Origin of the sequence: Streptomyces sp. NPDC006197, from assembly GCF_040613865.1 — a bacterium.
Taxonomy (GTDB): domain Bacteria; phylum Actinomycetota; class Actinomycetes; order Streptomycetales; family Streptomycetaceae; genus Streptomyces.
Window position 1 is genome coordinate 1 of sequence record NZ_JBEXSZ010000150.1, and the last position, 20288, is coordinate 20288.

The following is a 20288-nucleotide window of genomic DNA, read 5'->3' on the forward strand; positions in this document are numbered from 1 at the left end:
AACGCCCGGTTACATTCCGAACCCGGAAGCTAAGCCTTTCAGCGCCGATGGTACTGCAGGGGGGACCCTGTGGGAGAGTAGGACACCGCCGAACACCTGCCCTTTTAGCTCAGTCGGTAGAGCGTCTCCATGGTAAGGAGAAGGTCAACGGTTCGATTCCGTTAAAGGGCTCAGAGTAAGAAGGCCCCCGCCTTGTGGCGGGGGCCTTTTTGCGTTCCCGGGAGGATGCGCTGATGCCGGCGATCCCCTTCCGGGGATCGCCGGCATCAGTCAGCGGTCGTGCGGCTCGTGCAGACGCATCGCGAGGATGGCCATGTCGTCGGAGGCGGGAGCCTGGGCGAAGCGCTCGACGGCCCGGAGGACACGGGAGGCGACCGCGCCGGCCGTCAGGCCCGTGCAGGTCTTCAGGACCTCGGCCAGGCCGTCGTCGCCCAGCATCCGGGAGCCCTCGCGGCGTTCCGTCACGCCGTCCGTGACACAGAGGAGGACGTCGCCCGGGTCGAGCGTGACCGTCTGCTCGTACAGCTCCAGGTCCTCCATGACGCCCAGGAGCGGCTGCGGTTCGGCCGCGGGCTCGACCGTGCCGTCCGGGCGGAGGCGCAGCGGGAGGGGATGGCCGGCGCAGACGACCTTGAGGATCGCCGAGCCGTCCTCCTGCGGGCGCATCTCGCCGTAGAGGAGCGTCAGGAAGCGGCTGCGGGCGCCCTCGTCGAGGATCGCCGCGTTCAGCCGCTCCAGGACGGCGGGGCCGCCGAAGCCTTCGCGGGCCAGGAGGCGCAGCGCGTGGCGGGCCAGGCCGGTGACGGCGGCCGCCTCCGGGCCCGTACCGCAGACGTCGCCGATGGCGAAGCCGTACGCGCCGTCCCGGATGGGGAAGAGGTCGTAGAAGTCGCCTCCGACCTCGTTGCCCTCGCCGGCGGCGCGGTAGATGACGTCGACCTCGACGCCCGGGATCGTGGGGAGGCCGGGCGGGAGCAGGCTGCGCTGGAGGGACTGGCTGATCGCCACGCGCTCCGAGTACAGGCGGGCGTTGTCCAGGGCCAGGGCGGCCCGGCGCGAGAGGTCCTCGGCGAGCTCCAGGATCTCCTGGCGGAAGTGGTCCTCCGAGGGCCTGCCGAGGGTCAGCATGCCGATGACCCGGTTGCGGGCGACCAGCGGCAGGACGACCGTCTCGCCGGCGACCGCGCTCGCGGTGGCGAGGGTGTTGTCGATGCCGGAGGAGAGCGGACTCGCGGGATGGTCGAGGGCGCGGACCGAGGCGGTCAGCGCGGCGCGGTGTGCGGCTTCGCCGGGGGCGGACCAGACGCGGGCGCCGGGGGTCGGCACCGGGTCCGGCGGGGCGATGGAGGAGAGCAGGGCCTTGAGGCCGTCGATGCGGTCCTCGTCCTCGTGGAGCACGTACGAGAGGTACGGGTCGGAGGCCTGGTCGGCGATCGTGTAGACCGCGCACCAGGTGGCGAGGGTGGGGACCGTCATCTGGGCCATGAGGGCCAGGGTCTGGTCGCGGTCGAGGGTGCCGGCCAGGAGGTCGGAGGCCTCGACGAGGAAGCTGAGGGAGCCGCGGCGGAGTCGTTCCAGTTCGCCGAGGCGGGCCGATTCGACGGCCAGGGCGATGCGGTCCGCCGCGAACTGGAGGCGGAGGGCCTCCTCGTTCGAATAGCGGTTCGCGCGCTCGGCGGCCACGCCGAGGGAGCCGGTGAGCCGGCCCTCGACCTTGAGGGGGACGGTGACGACCGAGCGCATGCCGGTGCCTTCGAGGAGCGGGACGGCGCCGGGGACGGCGGCCAGGTCCTCGTGGACGGCGGGCATGCGGGCGGAGCCGTAACGGCTGGCGCCGGTCTCCACGGGGACGCGGGCGAAGCGCTGGCGGGCGGCCGGGAGGCCGGTGGTCGCCCGTACCTCCAGTTCCGTCTCGTCGTCGGTGGCGAGCAGGAGGAAGGCGGCGTCGCCGTCGAGCATGTCGCGGGCGCGCTCGACCGTGCGCTGGAGGAGGCCGTCGAGGTCGTCGGGGGCCGGGGAGCCGATGAAGACCTCGAAGGGGTCGGCGGCGCGGCTCTCGGTGCCCGGATCGACGGCGGGACGCTGGGGGGTCTGGAGGACGGCGCGCTCGTGCTCCCGTACGAGGAGGCAGACGGTGGAGGGCTCGCCCTGGGCGTCGCGGACCCGGAGGTGCGAGGCGTAGACGGGGATCACACGGCCGTCGGCGCAGCGGATGCCGTAGCTGCCCTCCCAGCGGGAGAGGCGGAGGGCCTCGGCGAGGCCGGTGCCGATGCCGGGGGTGTGGGGCCAGGCGGCGAGGTCGCCGAGGGGTTTGCCGGTGACCTGCTCGGCCTCGTAGCCGAAGAGCTCCTCGGAGTCCTCGTTCCAGGCGGTGATCGAGCCGCCGCGGTCGATCTGGACGACGGCGACGCGGACGCGGCTCTCGGCGACCGGGAGGAGGGCGTCGGGGAGGACGGGGCCGGCGGAGCGGGTGCCGACGGGGCGCTGGGGGAGGTCGAGGTGGAACCAGACGTGCTTGCGGGTGGGGGAGTAGTCGACGCCCCAGCGGTGGGCGAGGGCGGCGCAGAGGAGCAGGCCGCGGCCGTTCTCGCGGTCCGGGCTGCCGAGGGAGCGGCCGCTCTGGACGGGGATCTCGCGCTCGGGGTAGCGGTCGGCGACCTCGACGCGGACGCTGTCGTCGGAGCGGAGGCAGAGGACCTCGGCGGAGGTGCCGGCGTGGATGACGGCGTTGGTGACGAGCTCGCTGGTGAGGACGACGGCGTCGTCGACGAGTTCGGGGTGTCCCCAGCCCTGGAGGGTGTCCCGGACGAAGGCGCGGGCGGCCGCGACGGACCGCCCGACGGGCTCGAAGGTGGCAGTCGCCCGCGCGGTGATCACAGCACTCCTCGTACGCGTCTCGACGCCCGGCTCTGCCATGCTCGGTCTGTCCCTCCCGCTGCCCGGTGGTCGTGCCCACGCCACACCGCCCCCGCCGGGCGGACCGGGGCGGTTGGACAGCCGGATGCCAGGTTACTTACCTTCGCTGTCCGAGCGGATGCCGGTCACCGTTGATTCCGTCCCTAGAGGGTAGGGACGCTGTACGAAGCTGCCGAACTGTTATCGCCAGGTTCGGACACGGTGAAACACTGGGCAGGCTGACGGCGAGAGCCGGAGCGGAACGGTCGACCCCTTTCGGGAGGGACACGGTGGAGTCTGGCACGGCGGCGCGGCGCGGCGGAGGCAGTGGCACGCGCGCGAGGGGCGGGCGTTCCCGTGGGGGGACGGTCCAGGTGGACGCGGCGGCGCTGGAGCGGTTGCTGGCCGCGCTGGTGTCGATGCGGGACGGGAACTTCCGCAGGCGGCTGACGGTGTCCGGCGACGGGGTCATGGCGGAGATCTCCGCCGTGTTCAACGAGGTCGCCGACCGGCAGATGCACGTGACGGGGGAGCTGTCGCGGGTCCGGCGGGTGGTCGGCCGTGAGGGCAAGCTGTCCGAGCGTCTTGAGGCGGGGGCCAGCGAGGGGGCGTGGGCGGCGGCGATCGAGGCCGCGAACGCGCTCGTCGACGATCTGGCCCGGCCGGTGTCCGAGGTGGGGCGGGTCCTGTCGGCGGTGGCCGAGGGCGATCTGGACCAGCGGATGGATCTGCGTTCGGAGAGTGCGGACGGGACCGTGCGGCCGCTGCGCGGGGAGTTCCTGAAGGTCGCCCGTACCGCCAACAACCTGGTCGACCAGTTGTCGGTGTTCGCCTCCGAGGTGACCCGGGTCGCCGTCGAGGTGGGCACGGACGGCAAGCTGGGCGGGCAGGCGCAGGTGCGCGGGGTGTCCGGTTCGTGGAAGGACCTCACGGACTCGGTCAACACCATGGCGAACCGGCTGACGGCCCAGGTGCGGGACATCGCGCTCGTGACGACGGCGGTCGCGGACGGCGATCTGTCGCAGAAGGTCACGGCGAACGTCGCCGGCGAGATGCTGGAGCTGAAGAACACCGTCAACCGGATGGTGGACCAGCTGTCGTCGTTCTCCTCCGAGGTGACCCGCGTCGCGCGCGAGGTGGGTACGGAGGGCGAGCTCGGCGGTCAGGCGGAGGTGGCCGGGGTCGCCGGCGTGTGGAAGGACCTCACCGACTCCGTCAACACGATGGCGGGCAATCTCACCAATCAGGTGAGAGGGATCGCGGAGGTGACGACGGCGGTCGCCAACGGTGACCTGTCGCAGAAGGTGCGGGTCTCCGCGCGCGGTGAGATCGCCCAACTCGCCGACACCATCAACCAGATGACGGAGACGCTGCGGACGTTCGCCGACGAGGTGACCCGGGTGTCGGGCGAGGTCGGCGCGCAGGGTCTGCTGGGCGGCCAGGCGCAGGTGCCGGGTGCGGCGGGCACGTGGAAGGACCTCACGGACTCCGTCAACACGGTCTTCCGGAACATCACCACGCAGGTGCGGGACATCGCGCAGGTGACGACGGCGGTGGCCAACGGTGATCTGTCGCAGAAGGTCACGGTGGACGTGGCCGGCGAGATGCTGGAGCTGAAGAACACCGTCAACACGATGGTGGACCAGCTCTCCGCCTTCGGTTCCGAGGTGACCCGGGTGGCCCGGGAGGTCGGCGTCGAGGGTCTGCTCGGCGGCCAGGCCGAGGTGCCGGGTGCGGCGGGGACGTGGAAGGACCTCACCGACTCGGTGAACACGGCCTTCCGGAACCTGACCGGTCAGGTGCGGGACATCGCGCAGGTGACGACGGCGGTGGCCAACGGCGATCTGTCGCAGAAGGTCACGGTGGACGTGGCCGGCGAGATGCTGGAGCTGAAGAACACCGTCAACACGATGGTGTCGCAGCTGTCGTCCTTCGCGGACCAGGTGACCCGGATGGCCCGGGACGTGGGCACCGAGGGCCGGCTGGGCGGTCAGGCGCGGGTGGACGGGGTGTCCGGGCGCTGGCGGGAGCTCACGGACTCCGTGAACTTCATGGCCGGCAACCTGACCTCGCAGGTGCGGCAGATCGCGCAGGTGACGACGGCCGTGGCCCGTGGCGACCTGTCGCAGAAGATCGACGTGGACGCGCGGGGCGAGATCCTGGAGCTGAAGAACACCATCAACACGATGGTGGACCAGCTGTCCGCCTTCGCGGACCAGGTGACCCGGGTGGCCCGCGAGGTGGGCACGGACGGGCGGCTCGGCGGTCAGGCGCAGGTGCCGGGCGTGGCCGGTGTGTGGCGTGATCTGACGGACTCGGTGAACGGCATGGCCGGCAACCTCACCACCCAGGTCCGCAACATCGCGCAGGTCGCCACCGCGGTGGCGCGCGGTGACCTGTCGCAGAAGATCGACGTGGACGCGCGGGGCGAGATCCTGGAGCTGAAGAACACCCTCAACACGATGGTGGACCAGCTCTCGAACTTCGCGGAGCAGGTGACCCGGGTGGCCCGCGAGGTGGGTACCGAGGGCATCCTGGGCGGCCAGGCCGAGGTGCAGGGGGTCTCCGGCACCTGGAAGGACCTCACCCAGTCGGTGAACTTCATGGCGAACAACCTCACCATCCAGGTGCGGAACATCGCCGAGGTCACGACGGCGGTCGCCATGGGCGACCTGTCGAAGAAGATCACGGTCGACGCCAAGGGCGAGATCCTGGAGCTGGTGACGACCGTCAACACGATGGTGGACCAGCTGTCGAACTTCGCCGACGAGGTGACGAGAGTGGCCCGTGAGGTGGGCACCGAGGGCATCCTCGGCGGCCAGGCCCGGGTGCGCGGGGTGACCGGCACCTGGAAGGACCTCAGCGACAACGTGAACCTGATGGCCAACAACCTGACCAGCCAGGTGCGCAACATCTCCCGGGTCTCCGCGGCCGTCGCCAACGGCGATCTGACGAAGAAGGTCACCGTCGAGGCGCGCGGCGAGGTCGCCGAGCTCGCCGACACCGTCAACACGATGGTGACGACGCTGTCGTCGTTCGCCGACGAGGTGACCCGGGTGGCCCGTGAGGTGGGCACGGACGGCATCCTGGGCGGCCAGGCGCGGGTGCCCGGGGTGTCGGGTACGTGGCGTGATCTGACGGACTCGGTGAACGGCATGGCCGACAACCTGACCGGTCAGGTGCGCCAGATCGCCGCCGTCACCACCGCCATCGCCAAGGGCGACCTCACCAAGAAGATCGACATCGACGCGCGCGGCGAGATCCAGGAGCTGAAGAGCACCATCAACACGATGGTCGACCAGCTGTCGAACTTCGCCGAGGAGGTCACCCGGGTCGCCCGCGAGGTGGGTACGGACGGGCAGCTGGGCGGTCAGGCCCGGGTCCGTGACGTGGACGGCACCTGGCGGGACCTGACCGAGTCCGTGAACGAGATGGCCGGGAACCTGACCCGTCAGGTGCGGGCGATCGCGGCCGTCGCCACGGCGGTGACCCGGGGCGACCTCAACCTCAAGATCGACGGTGTCGACGCGGCGGGCGAGATCCAGGCCCTCCAGGAGAACATCAACACCATGATCGCCAACCTGCGCGACACCACCCTCGCCAACGAGGAGCAGGACTGGCTCAAGGGCAACCTGGCCCGCATCTCCGGCCTCATGCAGGGCCGGCGGGACCTGGACGACGTGGCCTCGCTCATCATGAGCGAGCTGACGCCGGTGGTCTCGGCCCAGCACGGCGCCTTCTTCGTGGCCATGCCGACGAACTCCGCGCACGGCGACGCCGAGCTCGTGGGCGAGGGCGACGGCTCGTACGAGCTGCGGATGCGCGGGAGTTACGGATACTCCGCCGGGTCCATGCCGACCTCGTTCCGGCCCGGGGAGACCCTCATCGGGACGGCGGCGGAGGAGAAGCGGACCATCCAGGTCAACGTGCCGCCGGGCTACCTGAAGATCTCGTCGGGGCTCGGCGAGGCCGCGCCCGCGCACGTGATCGTGCTGCCGGTCCTCTTCGAGGGGAAGGTCCTCGGCGTGATCGAGCTGGCGTCCTTCCAGCCGTTCACGCAGATCCAGCGGGACTTCCTGAACCAGCTCGCCGAACTGATCGCGACCACGGTCAACACCATCAGCGTCAACACCAAGACCGAGGTGCTGCTCCAGCAGTCGCAGAAGCTCACCGAGCAGCTCAAGGAGCGGTCGGCGGAGCTGGAGCACCGGCAGAAGGAGCTCCAGGGCTCCAACCTGGAGCTGGAGGAGAAGGCCGAGCTGCTCGCCCGGCAGAACCGCGACATCGAGGTGAAGAACACCGAGATCGAGGAGGCCCGGCAGGTCCTCGAGGAGCGGGCGGAGCAGCTCGCCGTCTCCATGCGGTACAAGTCGGAGTTCCTCGCCAACATGTCGCACGAGCTGCGCACGCCGCTCAACTCGCTGCTGATCCTGGCCAAGTTGCTCGCGGACAACGCCGAGACCAATCTGACGCCGAAGCAGGTCGAGTTCGCGGAGACCATCCACGGCGCGGGTTCGGACCTGCTCCAGCTGATCAACGACATCCTCGACCTGTCGAAGGTCGAGGCGGGCAAGATGGACGTCTCGCCGACCCGTATCGCGCTGGTCCAGCTCGTCGACTACGTGGAGGCGACGTTCCGGCCGCTCACGGCGGAGAAGGGGCTCGACTTCTCGGTGCGGGTCTCGCCCGAGCTGCCGGCCACGCTCCACACCGACGAGCAGCGGCTGCTCCAGGTCCTGCGCAACCTGCTGTCCAACGCGGTGAAGTTCACCGACACGGGCGCGGTGGAGCTGGTGATCCGGCCGGCCGGCGCGGACGTGCCGCAGTCGATCCGCGAGCAGCTCCTGGAGGCGGGTTCGCTGCGCGATCCGGAGGCCGACCTGATCGCCTTCTCGGTCACCGACACCGGGATCGGGATCGCGGCGAGCAAGATGCGGGTCATCTTCGAGGCGTTCAAGCAGGCGGACGGCACGACCAGCCGGAAGTACGGCGGTACGGGTCTCGGGCTCTCGATCAGCCGGGAGATCGCGCGGCTGCTCGGCGGCGAGATCTTCGCGGCGAGCGAGCCCGGCCGCGGTTCGACGTTCACGCTCTACCTGCCGCTGAGCCCGACGGAGCTGCCGTCGAGCGGCTACGGGCAGGGCGGGCAGGACGCCGAGGACCCGCAGCAGGGGGCCGAGGAGGGGACGGCCGGGGCCGTCCACCCCTTCCCGCACTTCCCGCCGACGCCCGTACGGACGGAGGCGCGGTCCGGGGCCGGGGCGCTGTTCCGGCACCGGCGGAAGGCCGCGGCGGAGGCGACCGGGGTGCGGGGCGCGGTTCCGGGGCAGGCCGGGCAGCAGAGCGCGGCGGACCGGGAGGAGCCGGAGGCCGAGCCGCGCCGTACGTTCAACTTCTCCGGCGAGAAGGTGCTGATCGTCGACGACGACATCCGCAACGTCTTCGCGCTCACCAGCGTCCTGGAGCAGCACGGCCTCGCGGTGCTCTACGCCGAGAACGGGCGGGAGGGCATCGAGGTCCTGGAGCAGCACGACGACGTCACGGTCGTGCTGATGGACATCATGATGCCGGAGATGGACGGATACGCGACGACGACCGCGATCCGGCGCATGCCGCAGTTCGCGGGGCTGCCGATCATCGCGCTGACGGCGAAGGCGATGAAGGGCGACCGGGAGAAGGCGATCGAGTCCGGCGCCTCGGACTACGTGACGAAGCCGGTCGACCCCGATCACCTGCTGTCGGTCATGGAACAGTGGATGCGGGGCGAGTGACCCCGCACCGGGGGTCCGCGCCGGGCGGCGCGGACCCCCGGCCCGGGCGGCACGGATTTCCGGGCTCCGTCGGGGCGCGCCGGCCGACTGTCGCCAGGGGCGTGTGAGAGGGCGGGATACGGGGAACCTTCTGGTCTCCCACCGCGTTTCTGCTACGTGCACAGTGACATCGCGGTGACAGGGTGTGGCGACGGGCGGGGTGCGGCTACGATGACCGGCACAAGGACGGACGGCGCTAGGGAGTCGTCTTCTGGGGCGGCGCCCGGTGCTTCCCCCGGTTCGGGGGTCCGGGGAGAGCTGTTGCCGGGACGAGGAGGACGGGGCATGGTGCAGAAGGCCAAGATCCTCCTGGTCGATGACCGGCCGGAGAATCTGCTGGCGCTGGAGGCCATTCTCTCCGCGCTCGATCAGACGCTGGTGCGGGCATCGTCCGGGGAGGAAGCGCTCAAGGCGCTGTTGACGGACGACTTCGCGGTCATCCTGCTCGACGTCCAGATGCCGGGAATGGACGGTTTCGAGACCGCCGCCCACATCAAGCGGCGCGAGCGGACCCGGGACATCCCGATCATCTTCCTCACCGCCATCAACCACGGCCCCCACCACACTTTCCGGGGGTACGCGGCCGGGGCGGTCGACTACATCTCCAAGCCCTTCGACCCGTGGGTGCTGCGCGCCAAGGTCTCCGTCTTCGTCGAGCTCTACATGAAGAACTGCAAGCTGCGCGAGCAGGCCGCCCTGCTGCGGCTGCAGTTGGAGGGCGGCGGCGAGGGCGGTCACGGCAAGGAGTCCGCCGGGCTGCTCGCCGAGCTCTCCGCCCGGCTCGCGGCCGTCGAGGAGCAGGCCGAGGCCCTGTCGAAGCAGCTCGACGACGACTCCGCCGACGCGGCGGCCGTCGCCACCGCCGCGCATCTGGAGCGCAAGCTCACCGGGCTGCGCCGGGCCCTGGACGCGCTGGAGCCGGGTACGGGCGCCGCGCCGACCCTGCCCGCCCAGGGCTGACGCACCGTCACCCGCCGTCCCGTCCGGCGGGGATCGCCGTGATGTGACGTCAGCACCGCGCTGCGGCACGGACGACACGAACGGGTGAGGCGGACAGGCGCTCCCCACACCCCTCCCCACACCGGTAACCTCGGCATCATGGCTTCACGTACGTCCGGCAAGGGTTCCCAGGGCACGGCGGGCACCGCGAAACCGCGCGCCGGCCGGACGACGGGTGCCGCGAAGAAAGCGGCGCCCGTGAAGTCCTCCGCCAAACCGCCCGCGAAGAAGACGGCCGCGAAGAAGGCGCCGGCGAAGAAGGCCGCGCCCGCCAAGCGCGCGCCCGCGCGGAAGACAGCCGCGAAGAAGGCCGCCCCGCGCCCCGCCCCGTCCCCGACCGGGGGCGTCTACCGGCTCGCGCGCGGCGCCTGGCTCGGCCTCGCCCACGCCATCGGGGCGATGTTCCGGAGCATAGGACGCGGCGCCAAGGGGCTCGACCCCGCGCACCGCAAGGACGGGCTCGCGCTGCTCCTGCTCGCCCTCGCGCTGATCGTCGCCGCCGGCACCTGGTCCAACCTGCGCGGCCCGGTCGGCGACCTCGTCGAGATGCTCGTGACCGGATCCTTCGGCCGGCTCGACCTGCTCGTGCCGCTGCTCCTCGGCGCGATCGGCATCCGGCTCATCCTGTATCCGGAGAAGCCCGAGGCCAACGGCCGGATCAGCATCGGCCTCTCCGCACTCGTCATCGGCATCCTCGGACAGGTGCACATCGCCTGCGGTTCACCGGGACGCGGCGACGGCAGCGCGGCCATGCAGGACGCCGGCGGGCTCATCGGCTGGGCCGCGTCCCAGCCCCTCGTCTTCATGATGGGCGAGGTCCTCGCCGTACCGATGCTGGTGCTGCTCACCGTCTTCGGGCTGCTCGTGGTCACCGCCACCCCGGTCAACGCGATCCCGCAGCGGCTGCGCGCGCTCGGCGCCAGGCTGGGCATCATCGAACTCCCGTACGACCCGGCGGAGGCCGAGGAGTACGGGGGACACCCGGACCACGAGGCGTACGGCGAGGAGTGGCGGGACGCGGAACCGCGGCCCGCACGGCCCGTCCGGCGCCGCTCGGCCGGCCCCGCGGAGCCGTACGACATCGACCGGGCCGAGGCGGAGACGCCGGAGCGGCGCGGCCGCTCGACCCGCCGGAACTCCGGCCTGGACCCGGTCGACGTCGCCGCGGCGGCCGCCGCCGCGCTCGACGGCGCCGTGCTGAACGGCATGCCGCCCTCGCCGATCGTCGCCGACCTGACCAAGGACGTCACCGCCGAGCGGAACGCCGCCCTGGCCGCCTCCGCGGCCCCGGTCACGGAAGCCGCCGAGAAGGCCGCGCCCGTACCGTCGGCCCGCGGGGGAGACCGTTCCGGCGGAGGCGTACCCGATCTGACGAAGCCGGCGCCCGAGCCGACCGACCTGCCGCCCCGGGCCGAGCAGCTCCAGCTCGCGGGCGACATCACGTACTCCCTGCCCTCGCTCGACCTCCTGGAGCGCGGCGGACCGGGCAAGACCCGCAGCGCCGCCAACGACGCGGTCGTCGACGCGCTCTCCAACGTCTTCGTCGAGTTCAAGGTCGACGCGGCCGTCACCGGCTTCACGCGCGGTCCGACGGTCACGCGGTACGAGGTCGAGCTCGGCCCGGCCGTGAAGGTCGAGAAGATCACGGCCCTGACCAAGAACATCGCCTACGCCGTGGCTTCGCCCGACGTGCGGATCATCTCGCCGATCCCCGGGAAGTCCGCGGTCGGCATCGAGATCCCGAACAGCGACCGCGAGATGGTCAACCTGGGGGACGTGCTGCGGCTCGCGGACGCGGCCGGGGACGAGCACCCGATGCTGGTCGCGCTCGGCAAGGACGTCGAGGGCGGCTACGTGATGGCCAACCTGGCGAAGATGCCGCACATCCTGGTCGCCGGTGCCACGGGCTCCGGAAAGTCCTCGTGCATCAACTGCCTGATCACGTCGGTCATGATAAGAGCGACCCCGGAGGACGTCCGGATGGTCCTCGTCGACCCCAAGCGGGTCGAGCTCACCGCCTACGAGGGCATCCCGCACCTGATCACCCCGATCATCACCAACCCCAAGAAGGCCGCCGAGGCGCTCCAGTGGGTCGTGCGCGAGATGGACCTGCGCTACGACGACCTGGCCGCCTTCGGCTACCGGCACATCGACGACTTCAACCAGGCCGTCCGGGACGGCAAGATCAAGCTGCCCGAGGGCAGCGAGCGCGAGCTCAACCCGTACCCGTACCTCCTGGTGATCGTCGACGAGCTGGCCGACCTGATGATGGTCGCGCCGCGCGACGTCGAGGACTCGATCGTCCGCATCACCCAGTTGGCCCGCGCCGCCGGCATCCACCTCGTGCTCGCCACCCAGCGGCCGTCCGTGGACGTCGTCACCGGCCTGATCAAGGCGAACGTGCCCTCGCGGCTCGCGTTCGCCACCTCCTCGCTCGCCGACAGCCGGGTCATCCTGGACCAGCCCGGCGCCGAGAAGCTGATCGGCAAGGGCGACGGCCTCTTCCTGCCGATGGGCGCCAACAAGCCCGTCCGCATGCAGGGCGCGTTCGTCACCGAGGCCGAGGTCGCGGCCGTCGTGCAGCACTGCAAGGACCAGATGACGCCCGTCTTCCGGGACGACGTCACCGTCGGCACCAAGCAGAAGAAGGAGATCGACGAGGACATCGGCGACGACCTCGACCTGCTGTGCCAGGCGGCCGAGCTGGTCGTCTCGACGCAGTTCGGCTCCACCTCGATGCTCCAGCGGAAACTGCGCGTGGGCTTCGCGAAGGCCGGCCGGCTGATGGACCTGATGGAGTCGCGCAACATCGTCGGACCGAGCGAGGGGTCGAAGGCGCGGGACGTGCTCGTCAAGCCGGACGAGCTGGACGGGGTCCTCGCCGTGATCCGCGGGGAGTCGGGGGAGTAGGGCCGCCTCCGGCGGATCGGGGCCCGCGGCGTCCGGTCCGCCGGACGGGCCCCGGCGGGTGTGGCCCCTCCGGGCCCGGGTACCCGATCGAGATCAGCCCGAGACTCACTCGTAAGGGAACGGAGGGCAACCGTTTCCCCTGGCCGTACGTCAAGTTGGAGGAAGGGACAGCAGGATGTCCCAGCCTCATGGCGTACAAACAGCACCCGCCCGGTTGCCCCACCCTTTCGTACCACCCATAGACTGAACGTCCAGCAGGTGGCTACACGCTCGAAAGGCGCTCTCGTGTCCATCGGCAACTCCCCCGAAGACGACCGGACCTTCCCGGCAGACGACCGGGACTCGATCGGTCGCGCTCTCCAGCAGGCCCGAATCGCCGCCGGTCTCACCGTCGAAGAGGTCAGTGCCTCCACCCGTGTCCGGATCCCGATCGTGCACGCGATCGAGGAGGACGACTTCTCGCGCTGTGGCGGCGACGTCTACGCCCGCGGCCACATCCGTACCCTCGCGCGCGCCGTCGCCCTCGATCCGGCTCCGCTGATCGAGCAGTACGACGCCGAGCACGGCGGCCGTCCCGCGCCCACCCCCGCCGCCCCGCTCTTCGAGGCGGAACGTATCCGCCCCGAACCGCGCCGGCCCAACTGGACCGCCGCGATGGTCGCGGCCATCGTCGCCGTCGTCGGATTCGTCGGCTTCACGATGTTCAACGGCAACGAGGCACCCAGGGGGACCACCGCGGCCGACGGCGGCCCGGCCCCCGCCCCGGAGAAGGCCACCTCCGCGACCAAGCCGAAGCCGGTCAAGCCCGCCGCGCCCAAGCCCACCGAGAGCGCGATCGCCGCGGTCCCGCAGGACAAGGTCACGGTCAAGCTCTCCGCGATCGACGACAAGAGCTGGATCTCGGCCAAGGCGCACGACGGCAAGCTCCTCTTCGACGGTCTCCTCCTCAAGGGCGAGTCCAAGACCTTCCAGGACGACGAGCGCGTGGACCTGGTCCTCGGCAACGCCGGCGCGATCGAGCTCTACGTGAACGGCAAGAAGCTCGCCGACAAGTTCGAATCCGGCCAGGTCGAGCGGCTCAGCTACACCAAGGGCGACCCCGAGGCCGGCTGAGCCCCGTGATGTGACCTCTGTCGCGCAGGTGAACCCTGCGCGACGGGGGAACGGCCGGGACGAAGTAGTCTTGAGTCCATGCCCGAACGCCGTACCGTCGCCCTTGTCACTCTTGGCTGCGCCCGTAACGAGGTGGACTCGGAGGAGCTCGCAGGCCGCTTGGCAGCGGACGGCTGGGAGCTCGTCGAGAACGCCGAGGAAGCGGACGTCGCCGTCGTCAACACCTGCGGATTCGTCGAGGCCGCCAAGAAGGACTCCGTCGACGCCCTCCTCGAAGCCAATGATCTGAAGGACCACGGCAGGACCCAGGCCGTCGTCGCCGTCGGCTGCATGGCCGAGCGGTACGGCAAGGAGCTCGCCGAGGCCCTCCCGGAGGCCGACGGCGTCCTCGGCTTCGACGACTACGCCGACATCTCCAACCGCCTCCAGACCATCCTCAGCGGCGGCAGCGTCGAGGCCCACGCCCCGCGTGACCGGCGCAAGCTGCTGCCGCTGTCCCCCGTGGAGCGCCAGGAGGCCGCCGCGGCCGTGGCCCTGCCGGGCCACGGCGACGCCGCCGAGGCGCCCGCCGAGGCCCCGGCCGACCTCCCCGAGGGGATCGCGCCCGCCTCCGGGCCGCGCGCCCCCCTCCGCCGCCGTCTGGACACCAGCCCCGTTGCCTCCGTGAAGCTGGCCTCCGGCTGCGACCGCCGCTGCTCCTTCTGCGCCATCCCCTCCTTCCGCGGCTCCTTCGTCTCGCGCCGCCCCTCGGACGTGCTGAACGAGACGCGCTGGCTCGCCGAGCAGGGCGTCAAGGAGGTCATGCTGGTCTCCGAGAACAACACCTCCTACGGCAAGGACCTCGGCGACATCCGGCTCCTGGAGAGCCTGCTGCCCGAGCTGGCCTCGGTGGACGGCATCGAGCGCGTCCGCGTGAGCTACCTCCAGCCCGCCGAGATGCGCCCCGGCCTGATCGACGTCCTCACGTCGACCGAGAAGGTCGTGCCCTACTTCGACCTGTCCTTCCAGCACAGCGCCCCGGACGTGCTGCGGGCCATGCGCCGCTTCGGCGACACCGACCGCTTCCTGGAGCTCCTGGAGACCATCCGCTCCAAGGCCCCCACCGCCGGTGCCCGCTCCAACTTCATCGTTGGCTTCCCCGGCGAGACCGAGGCGGACTTCGCCGAGCTGGAACGCTTCGTCACCCACGCGCGCCTCGACGCCATCGGCGTCTTCGGCTACTCCGACGAGGACGGCACCGAGGCCGCCACGTACGAGCACAAGCTCGACCAGGACGTCGTCGACGAGCGGCTCGCCCACCTCTCCCGGCTCGCCGAGGAGCTCACCGCGCAGCGCGCGGAGGAGCGCCTCGGAGAGACCCTGGAAGTACTCGTCGAGTCCTTCGACGAGGAGGAGGGCTGGATCGGCCGCGCCGCCCACCAGGCGCCCGAGACCGACGGGCAGGTGGTCCTCACCACGGCCGACGGTACGAGCCCCGACCTGGCCCCGGGCCGTATGGTCGGTGCGAAGGTCGTCGGCACGGAGGGCGTCGACCTGGTGGCCGAGTGTCTTTTCGAGGAGGCGGGCAGATGACCGGAGTCCCGGCATCCGCGACGGGCGGGACCGGTAGGCCGACGCCCCGCGGCAAGCTGGGCGCGGCGGCCGTCAACCAGGCCAGCCTGTGGAACATCGCGAACATCCTCACCATGATCCGGCTCGTCCTCGTGCCGGGCTTCGTGGTGCTGCTGCTCCAGGACGGCGGGCACGACCCCGCCTGGCGGGCCTGGGCGTGGGCGGCGTTCGCGGTGGCCATGATCACGGACGTCTTCGACGGGCACCTCGCCCGTACGTACAACCTGGTCACCGACTTCGGGAAGATCGCCGACCCCATCGCCGACAAGGCGATCATGGCCGCCGGACTCGTCTCGCTCTCCGCGCTCGGGGACCTTCCCTGGTGGGTGACCTCGGTCATCCTGGCCCGTGAGCTCGGCATCACCCTGATGCGGTTCTGGGTCATCCGGCACGGGGTCATCCCCGCCAGCCGCGGCGGCAAGATGAAGACGCTCGCCCAGGGCACCGCCGTCGGCATGTACGTCCTCATGCTCACCGGGCCGCTGGCCACCCTCCGCTTCTGGGTGATGGCACTGGCCGTCGTGCTGACGGTCGTCACCGGTCTGGACTACGTACGCCAGGCGGTCGTCCTGCGGCGCAAGGGACTCGCGGCGGAGCGGGCGGCCGCGCGGTCGGAGACGGCGGCGCGATGAACGAGGCCGCCCGGGTACTGGCGCTGCTCGCGGAGCGTGAGCAGACGGTGGCCGCCGCGGAGTCGCTCACGGGCGGTCTCGTGGCAGCCGCGCTCACCGGGGCGCCCGGCTCCTCGGTGTCCTTCCTGGGGTCGGTCGTCGCCTACGCCACGGCCCTCAAGCACGAGCTCCTGGGTGTCGACGAGGCCCTGCTCGCGGCGCGCGGAGCGGTGGATCCCGAGGTCGCGCTGCAGATGGCGGCCGGTGTGCGGGACCGGCTCGGCGCCGACTGGGGCGTCTCGACGACCGGGGTCGCGGGGCCCGCGGAGCAGGACGGGCAGCCCGTCGGAACGGTCTACGTGGCGGTCGCGGGGCCGGCCGCGACGAGCGCCCGCGCCGGGAAAGTGGTGTCGTTGAGGTTGAACGGCGACCGTGAGGAAATCCGTAGAGAGAGCGTACGGAGCGTGCTGGAACTGCTCCATGAGGAACTCTCGGGAAATGCGCGGGCACAGGATACGGAACACAACGGGGGGAATTGATGTTTGCAGCCCTGAGTGAACACGACATCGCTCCCCGCACGGCCGCAGCGCGAGGCGGTACGGTGGGGCGTGAAGGATGCGGCTACGCGGTCCGAGGAGGGAGCCACCGATGATTCTGCTCCGTCGCCTGCTGGGTGACGTGCTGCGTCGGCAGCGCCAGCGCCAGGGCCGTACTCTGCGCGAAGTCTCCTCGTCCGCCCGAGTCTCGCTCGGCTATCTCTCCGAGGTGGAGCGGGGGCAGAAGGAGGCTTCCTCCGAACTGCTCTCCGCGATCTGCGACGCGCTGGATGTACGGATGTCCGAGCTCATGCGCGAAGTGAGCGACGAGCTGTCGCTGGCCGAACTGGCCGAGTCGGCAGCGTCGAGCGAACCGGTGCCGACACCGGTACGTCCGATGCTCAATTCGGTGTCGGTGACGTCGGTGGCCGGTGTGCCCACCGGGCGGGTGACCATCAAGGCGCCCGCGGAAGCGGTGGACGTCGTCGCTGCCTGAACCGAAGTGGGGTGAAGCCCCGGCCGGTGCCCTGTTCACAGGGCGCTGACCGGGGCTTTTCCTATGTCCGAGTCATTTCCGTTCTCGTTCTGAGGGAGTTCGGGGCGGTTTTCCTGAGATGCCGGGTTCCGGGGTGGCGTGCCATGGTGGGAGGGACGTCCGACTGGGCCGTGTGCGCCGGATCTACCACCGGTGCGCCCTCCCGCAGGGTGATCCTGCCGGTCTAGCGTCGACCGCAGGAGGCGGCCATGGTACGGCGACGGGTTCCGCTGGTGACGCTCGCTCTGCTCGCGTGCGGTCTTGCGGCCGGAGGGCTCTGGTGGTGGGCGGTGCTGCGTCTGCTGCTCGTGCCGGGCGAGTCCGGGCCGGTCGAGGGGACGGTGGCTGCGGGCGGCTGGGGGCTGAGCCTGCTGCCGGTGCACGTGGCGGCGTCGTCGGGACGGCGCGGTGCGGGCGCCTCCGGCGTCTTCTCCGGGTCCGGGATTTCCGGCGCCGTCGTCCGGCGGGTCACCGGCCGGGGGGCTGCCGGGCGCGCGGTCACCAGGGCATCGCGACGCCGCCGTTGGGGCGGAGGATCTGACCGGTCGTGAACGCGGAGGCGTCGGAGGCGAGGTGCAGGACCGCGTGCGCGATGTCCTCGGTCTCGCCGACCCGTCCCAGCGGTGAGTGACGGACCATCGCGGCCTCGGCCTGCAGTTGGGCGGCCGGCTCGTGGCGGTCCGTCATCGGGGTGCGGATCCAGCCCGGGGCGACCGCGTTGACCCGGATGCCGTGCGGGCCCGCCTCCGTCGCCAGGGTCTTCGTCAGCTGGACGACGGCCGCCTTGGTGACGCTGTAGCAGAGCAGGCCCGGGCTCGCGGTGTCCATCGCACCCGAGGCCATCGTCACGATCGAGCCGGGCACGCCGGAGGCGATCATCGAACGGGCCGCCTCCTGGCAGGCGTAGAGCACGCCCTTGAAGTTGACGGCGAGGACGCGGTCGAGGTCCTCGTCCCGGGTGTCCAGGACCGTGCTCGTGTGCATGATCCCGGCGATGGCGGCCATGACGTGGAGCGGGCCGGCGGCGCGGACGGCCGCCGCCAGTGCGGGCCGGTCGGTGACGTCCAGGGGGTGGGTGTAGGTGTGCGCGGTGCCCGTCTGCCGGGCGATCAGGGCCGCGGTCTCCTTCAGGCCGTCCTCGTCGCGGTCGGCGCAGTGCACGGTGGCACCGGCCCGCGCGAGGAGGGCCGCGGTGGCGCGGCCGATGCCGCTCGCGGCGCCCGTGACGAACGCGGTGCGGCCGGTCAGGTCGTATGCCGGGAGAGTCGTCGTCATGTTCGGACCGTACGACCGGATCTGACGGCCCGTCAATTGTCGGGGTCGTTCCTGCGGGGCTTTCCGTCCTGGTTTCCGTCGGGTCCCCGCTGGCAGCCGGGGCACCAGTACGTGACCCGGTCGCCGAGCTCGGCCTTCCGGATCGGGGTGCCGCAGCGGAGGCAGGGCCGGCCCTCGCGGCCGTAGACGTGGAGCGGGGTGCCCGGGTGGCGCGTGGTCGTGGTGCGCCGGTCCGGACGTTCCTTGTTCGCGTCGAGCAGGCGATGGGCCGTGGCGACCAGACGGGCCGGGACCTCCGGGGCGAGCTCGCCCACCGGGAGCCAGGGGGTGACGGCGGCGAGGAAGGCCAGCTCCGACTTGTAGATGTTGCCGATGCCGGCCAGGTTGCGCTGGTCGAGCAGGGCCTCGCCGAGGGAGCGCCCCGGGTCGGCGCCGAGCCGTCGGACGGCCTCCTCCGGATCCCAGTCCGGGCCGAGCAGGTCCGGGCCCAGATGGCCGACGACACGGGACTCCTCGGCGGTACGGATGAGCTCCAGGACGGGGAGGCGGTAGCCGTACGCGGTGGACTCGGCGTTCCCGAGGATCGCCCGGATCTGGTGCTCGGGGCCGCCGCGCGGGCGCTCCCCGGTGGCGTACACCCGCCAGGCGCCGTCCATCCGCAGATGCGAGTGGAGGGTGAGCCCGCCCTCGATCCGGGCCAGCAGGTGCTTGCCGCGCGGGGTGACGTCCAAGAGCGTGCGGCCGGTGAGGTCGGCGGTCGCGAACCGGGGCACGCGGAGGTCCGAGCGGGTCAGGACCCGCCCGGCGAGCGCGGCGTGCAGGCGGTGGGCGACCTGCCAGACGGTGTCTCCTTCGGGCACGGGTCCATTGTGGGACGACCGGGGCCGCGGGGCCGCGTTGTGGGCAGTCGTTCCGCTGGGGCGGTGTCCACCCCCGTTGTGGGCAACTGTTCCGCTGGGGCGGAACGGGTGGGCACAACGGAACGGCGCCTTTGCCGGCGCCAGAGGCTCCCGAGCCTGAACCCGCACCGGATGCGTGCCGCACGGGTGGTGCGGGTCAGGGCGCGGAACGCGGAGGCGCCGCTGAGGGCGCCGTCCCGTGTGCCCACCCGTCCCGCCCCAGCGGGACGATTGCCCACACGGGGGGTGGGCGGGGGCGTCGGGCCGGCGGTGCGTGCTCGGGGGGTCAGGGGCGGAGGCGGAGGCCTCTGGGGGTGGCCAGGAAGCCTGCTGATTCCAGGGGGCGGGACAGGGGGGACGTCAGGGACGCGGCACCGTTGATCCGCTCCACCGTGACCGTCCCCAGCGCCCCCGCCTTCGCCGACCCGGCCAGCGCCTCCGCCGCCGCGCTCAGGGCCGGATCGTCCGGGTCCGCCGGCCAGGAGAGGAGCGTCTTGCCGCCGCGCTCCATGTAGAGCGTGAGCTCGCCGTCGACCAGGACCACCATCGCGCCCGCCTTGCGGCCCGGCTTGTGCCCGGCGCCCGTCGGCGGCTCGGGCCAGGACAGCGCCGCACCGTACGCGTTCGCCGGGTCGGCGGCGGCGAGGACCACGGCACGCGGGCCGGCCGCCGCCTCGGCGCCCCGGTCGCGGGCGGTCGCCGCCGCCCGCAGCCGGTCCACGGCGCCGTCCATCGCGAACTGGGCCGCGCCGAGCCCCTCCACGACGTAGCCGCGCCGTGCCTGCCCGCTGTCCTCGAAGGCCGCCAGGATCCGGTACGTGGCCGAGAAACCGCCCTCCACCCCCTCGGCGGCCACCGCGCCCCGGGTGACCACGCCGTGCCGGTCCAGGAGGGTGCGGGCCAGGGCGTGCGCCCGGTGCGTCGGCTCCGGCTCAGGGGGCGGCAGGAGGGACCAGCGACCGGAGACCGTCGGCGGACCCGTACGCGAGGCGGGGCGGGCCGCGGCGGTCAGCGTGCCGTACCGGACCACGAGGTACACGGCCGCCCGCGCCCCCGTGAGCCCCTGCTTCTTGAGCTGCGCCCCGGCGGCCTTG

General features: G+C 71.7%; 12 protein-coding genes, 1 tRNA gene, 1 rRNA gene and 1 pseudogene. 11 read left to right on the forward strand and 4 right to left on the reverse strand.

What is annotated here, in order from left to right; translation table 11 throughout:
• Together rrf and ABZ318_RS32625 are read left to right on the forward strand one after the other, a co-directional pair.
• A 5S ribosomal RNA gene (gene rrf, locus ABZ318_RS32620) occupies positions 1-94 on the forward strand; the annotation flags it as partial.
• Positions 95-98: 4 nt separating this feature from the next.
• Positions 99-171: transfer RNA gene (locus tag ABZ318_RS32625), tRNA-Thr, on the forward strand.
• A 99-nt stretch (positions 172-270) separates the two neighbouring features.
• Here the strand turns inward: ABZ318_RS32625 and ABZ318_RS32630 are convergent.
• Complete coding sequence (locus ABZ318_RS32630; RefSeq protein ID WP_356906055.1) at positions 271-2916, reverse strand: SpoIIE family protein phosphatase; 2646 nt, start codon at positions 2914-2916, stop codon at positions 271-273.
• Between the two features lie 269 nt (positions 2917-3185).
• Between ABZ318_RS32630 and ABZ318_RS32635 the strand changes: the two genes are divergently transcribed.
• From ABZ318_RS32635 to ABZ318_RS32675, 9 genes are all read left to right on the forward strand, one after another.
• A complete protein-coding gene (locus tag ABZ318_RS32635) occupies positions 3186-8666 on the forward strand; it encodes a HAMP domain-containing protein (protein ID WP_356906056.1) in 5481 nt (1826 codons plus the stop codon).
• 324 nt (positions 8667-8990) lie between these two features.
• Positions 8991-9665 carry a response regulator gene (locus tag ABZ318_RS32640; protein ID WP_057573893.1) on the forward strand — a complete coding sequence of 225 codons (675 nt, stop codon included), beginning with the start codon at positions 8991-8993 and terminating at the stop codon, positions 9663-9665.
• A gap of 138 nt (positions 9666-9803) precedes the next feature.
• Positions 9804-12614, forward strand: coding sequence for a DNA translocase FtsK (locus ABZ318_RS32645; protein ID WP_356906057.1), 2811 nt, complete (start codon positions 9804-9806; stop codon positions 12612-12614).
• Positions 12615-12899: 285 nt separating this feature from the next.
• Entirely contained in the window at positions 12900-13727 is an 828-nt protein-coding gene (locus ABZ318_RS32650; RefSeq protein ID WP_356906058.1) for a RodZ domain-containing protein, read from the forward strand.
• 78 nt (positions 13728-13805) lie between these two features.
• The gene (gene rimO, locus ABZ318_RS32655) at positions 13806-15299 is read left to right on the forward strand and encodes a 30S ribosomal protein S12 methylthiotransferase RimO (RefSeq protein ID WP_356906059.1); all 1494 of its coding nucleotides are present in this window, start codon (positions 13806-13808) and stop codon (positions 15297-15299) included.
• Entirely contained in the window at positions 15296-15970 is a 675-nt protein-coding gene (gene pgsA / locus ABZ318_RS32660; RefSeq protein WP_356906060.1) for a CDP-diacylglycerol--glycerol-3-phosphate 3-phosphatidyltransferase, read from the forward strand. The genes rimO and pgsA overlap by 4 nt, the downstream gene beginning before the upstream one ends.
• Positions 15967-16488, forward strand: coding sequence for a CinA family protein (locus tag ABZ318_RS32665; RefSeq protein WP_356906061.1), 522 nt, complete (start codon positions 15967-15969; stop codon positions 16486-16488). Before pgsA ends, ABZ318_RS32665 begins: the two co-directional genes overlap by 4 nt.
• Positions 16489-16597: 109 nt before the next feature.
• Positions 16598-16981 carry a helix-turn-helix transcriptional regulator gene (locus ABZ318_RS32670; RefSeq protein ID WP_356906062.1) on the forward strand — a complete coding sequence of 128 codons (384 nt, stop codon included), beginning with the start codon at positions 16598-16600 and terminating at the stop codon, positions 16979-16981.
• 248 nt (positions 16982-17229) lie between these two features.
• Positions 17230-17571 carry a hypothetical protein gene (locus ABZ318_RS32675; protein WP_356906063.1) on the forward strand — a complete coding sequence of 114 codons (342 nt, stop codon included), beginning with the start codon at positions 17230-17232 and terminating at the stop codon, positions 17569-17571.
• Here ABZ318_RS32675 and ABZ318_RS32680 read toward each other — a convergent pair.
• The 3 genes and pseudogenes from ABZ318_RS32680 to ABZ318_RS32690 all read right to left on the reverse strand — a co-directional run.
• Positions 17519-18295 (reverse strand): SDR family NAD(P)-dependent oxidoreductase, encoded by a 777-nt coding sequence (locus tag ABZ318_RS32680; RefSeq protein ID WP_356906064.1) that lies wholly within the window; start codon positions 18293-18295, stop codon positions 17519-17521. The genes ABZ318_RS32675 and ABZ318_RS32680 overlap by 53 nt on opposite strands.
• A 32-nt stretch (positions 18296-18327) precedes the next feature.
• Positions 18328-19155, reverse strand: a complete 828-nt coding sequence (locus tag ABZ318_RS32685) for a DNA-formamidopyrimidine glycosylase family protein (protein ID WP_356906065.1) — start codon at positions 19153-19155, stop codon at positions 18328-18330.
• Positions 19156-19480: 325 nt separating this feature from the next.
• Positions 19481-20288: pseudogene (locus ABZ318_RS32690) on the reverse strand (DEAD/DEAH box helicase); the annotation flags it as partial.

What these genes read in the sequence shown, in the direction of transcription:
- ABZ318_RS32665 (WP_356906061.1), top strand. Translation starts at nt 15,967, where the DNA reads ATGAACGAGGCCGCCCGGGTACTGGCGCTGCTCGCGGAGCGTGAGCAG.
- pgsA (WP_356906060.1), top strand. Translation starts at nt 15,296, where the DNA reads ATGACCGGAGTCCCGGCATCCGCGACGGGCGGGACCGGTAGGCCGACG.
- ABZ318_RS32680 (WP_356906064.1), bottom strand. Translation starts at nt 18,295, where the DNA reads ATGACGACGACTCTCCCGGCATACGACCTGACCGGCCGCACCGCGTTC.
- ABZ318_RS32645 (WP_356906057.1), top strand. Translation starts at nt 9,804, where the DNA reads ATGGCTTCACGTACGTCCGGCAAGGGTTCCCAGGGCACGGCGGGCACC.
- ABZ318_RS32670 (WP_356906062.1), top strand. Translation starts at nt 16,598, where the DNA reads ATGATTCTGCTCCGTCGCCTGCTGGGTGACGTGCTGCGTCGGCAGCGC.
- ABZ318_RS32640 (WP_057573893.1), top strand. Translation starts at nt 8,991, where the DNA reads ATGGTGCAGAAGGCCAAGATCCTCCTGGTCGATGACCGGCCGGAGAAT.
- rimO (WP_356906059.1), top strand. Translation starts at nt 13,806, where the DNA reads ATGCCCGAACGCCGTACCGTCGCCCTTGTCACTCTTGGCTGCGCCCGT.
- ABZ318_RS32675 (WP_356906063.1), top strand. Translation starts at nt 17,230, where the DNA reads ATGGTACGGCGACGGGTTCCGCTGGTGACGCTCGCTCTGCTCGCGTGC.
- ABZ318_RS32630 (WP_356906055.1), bottom strand. Translation starts at nt 2,916, where the DNA reads ATGGCAGAGCCGGGCGTCGAGACGCGTACGAGGAGTGCTGTGATCACC.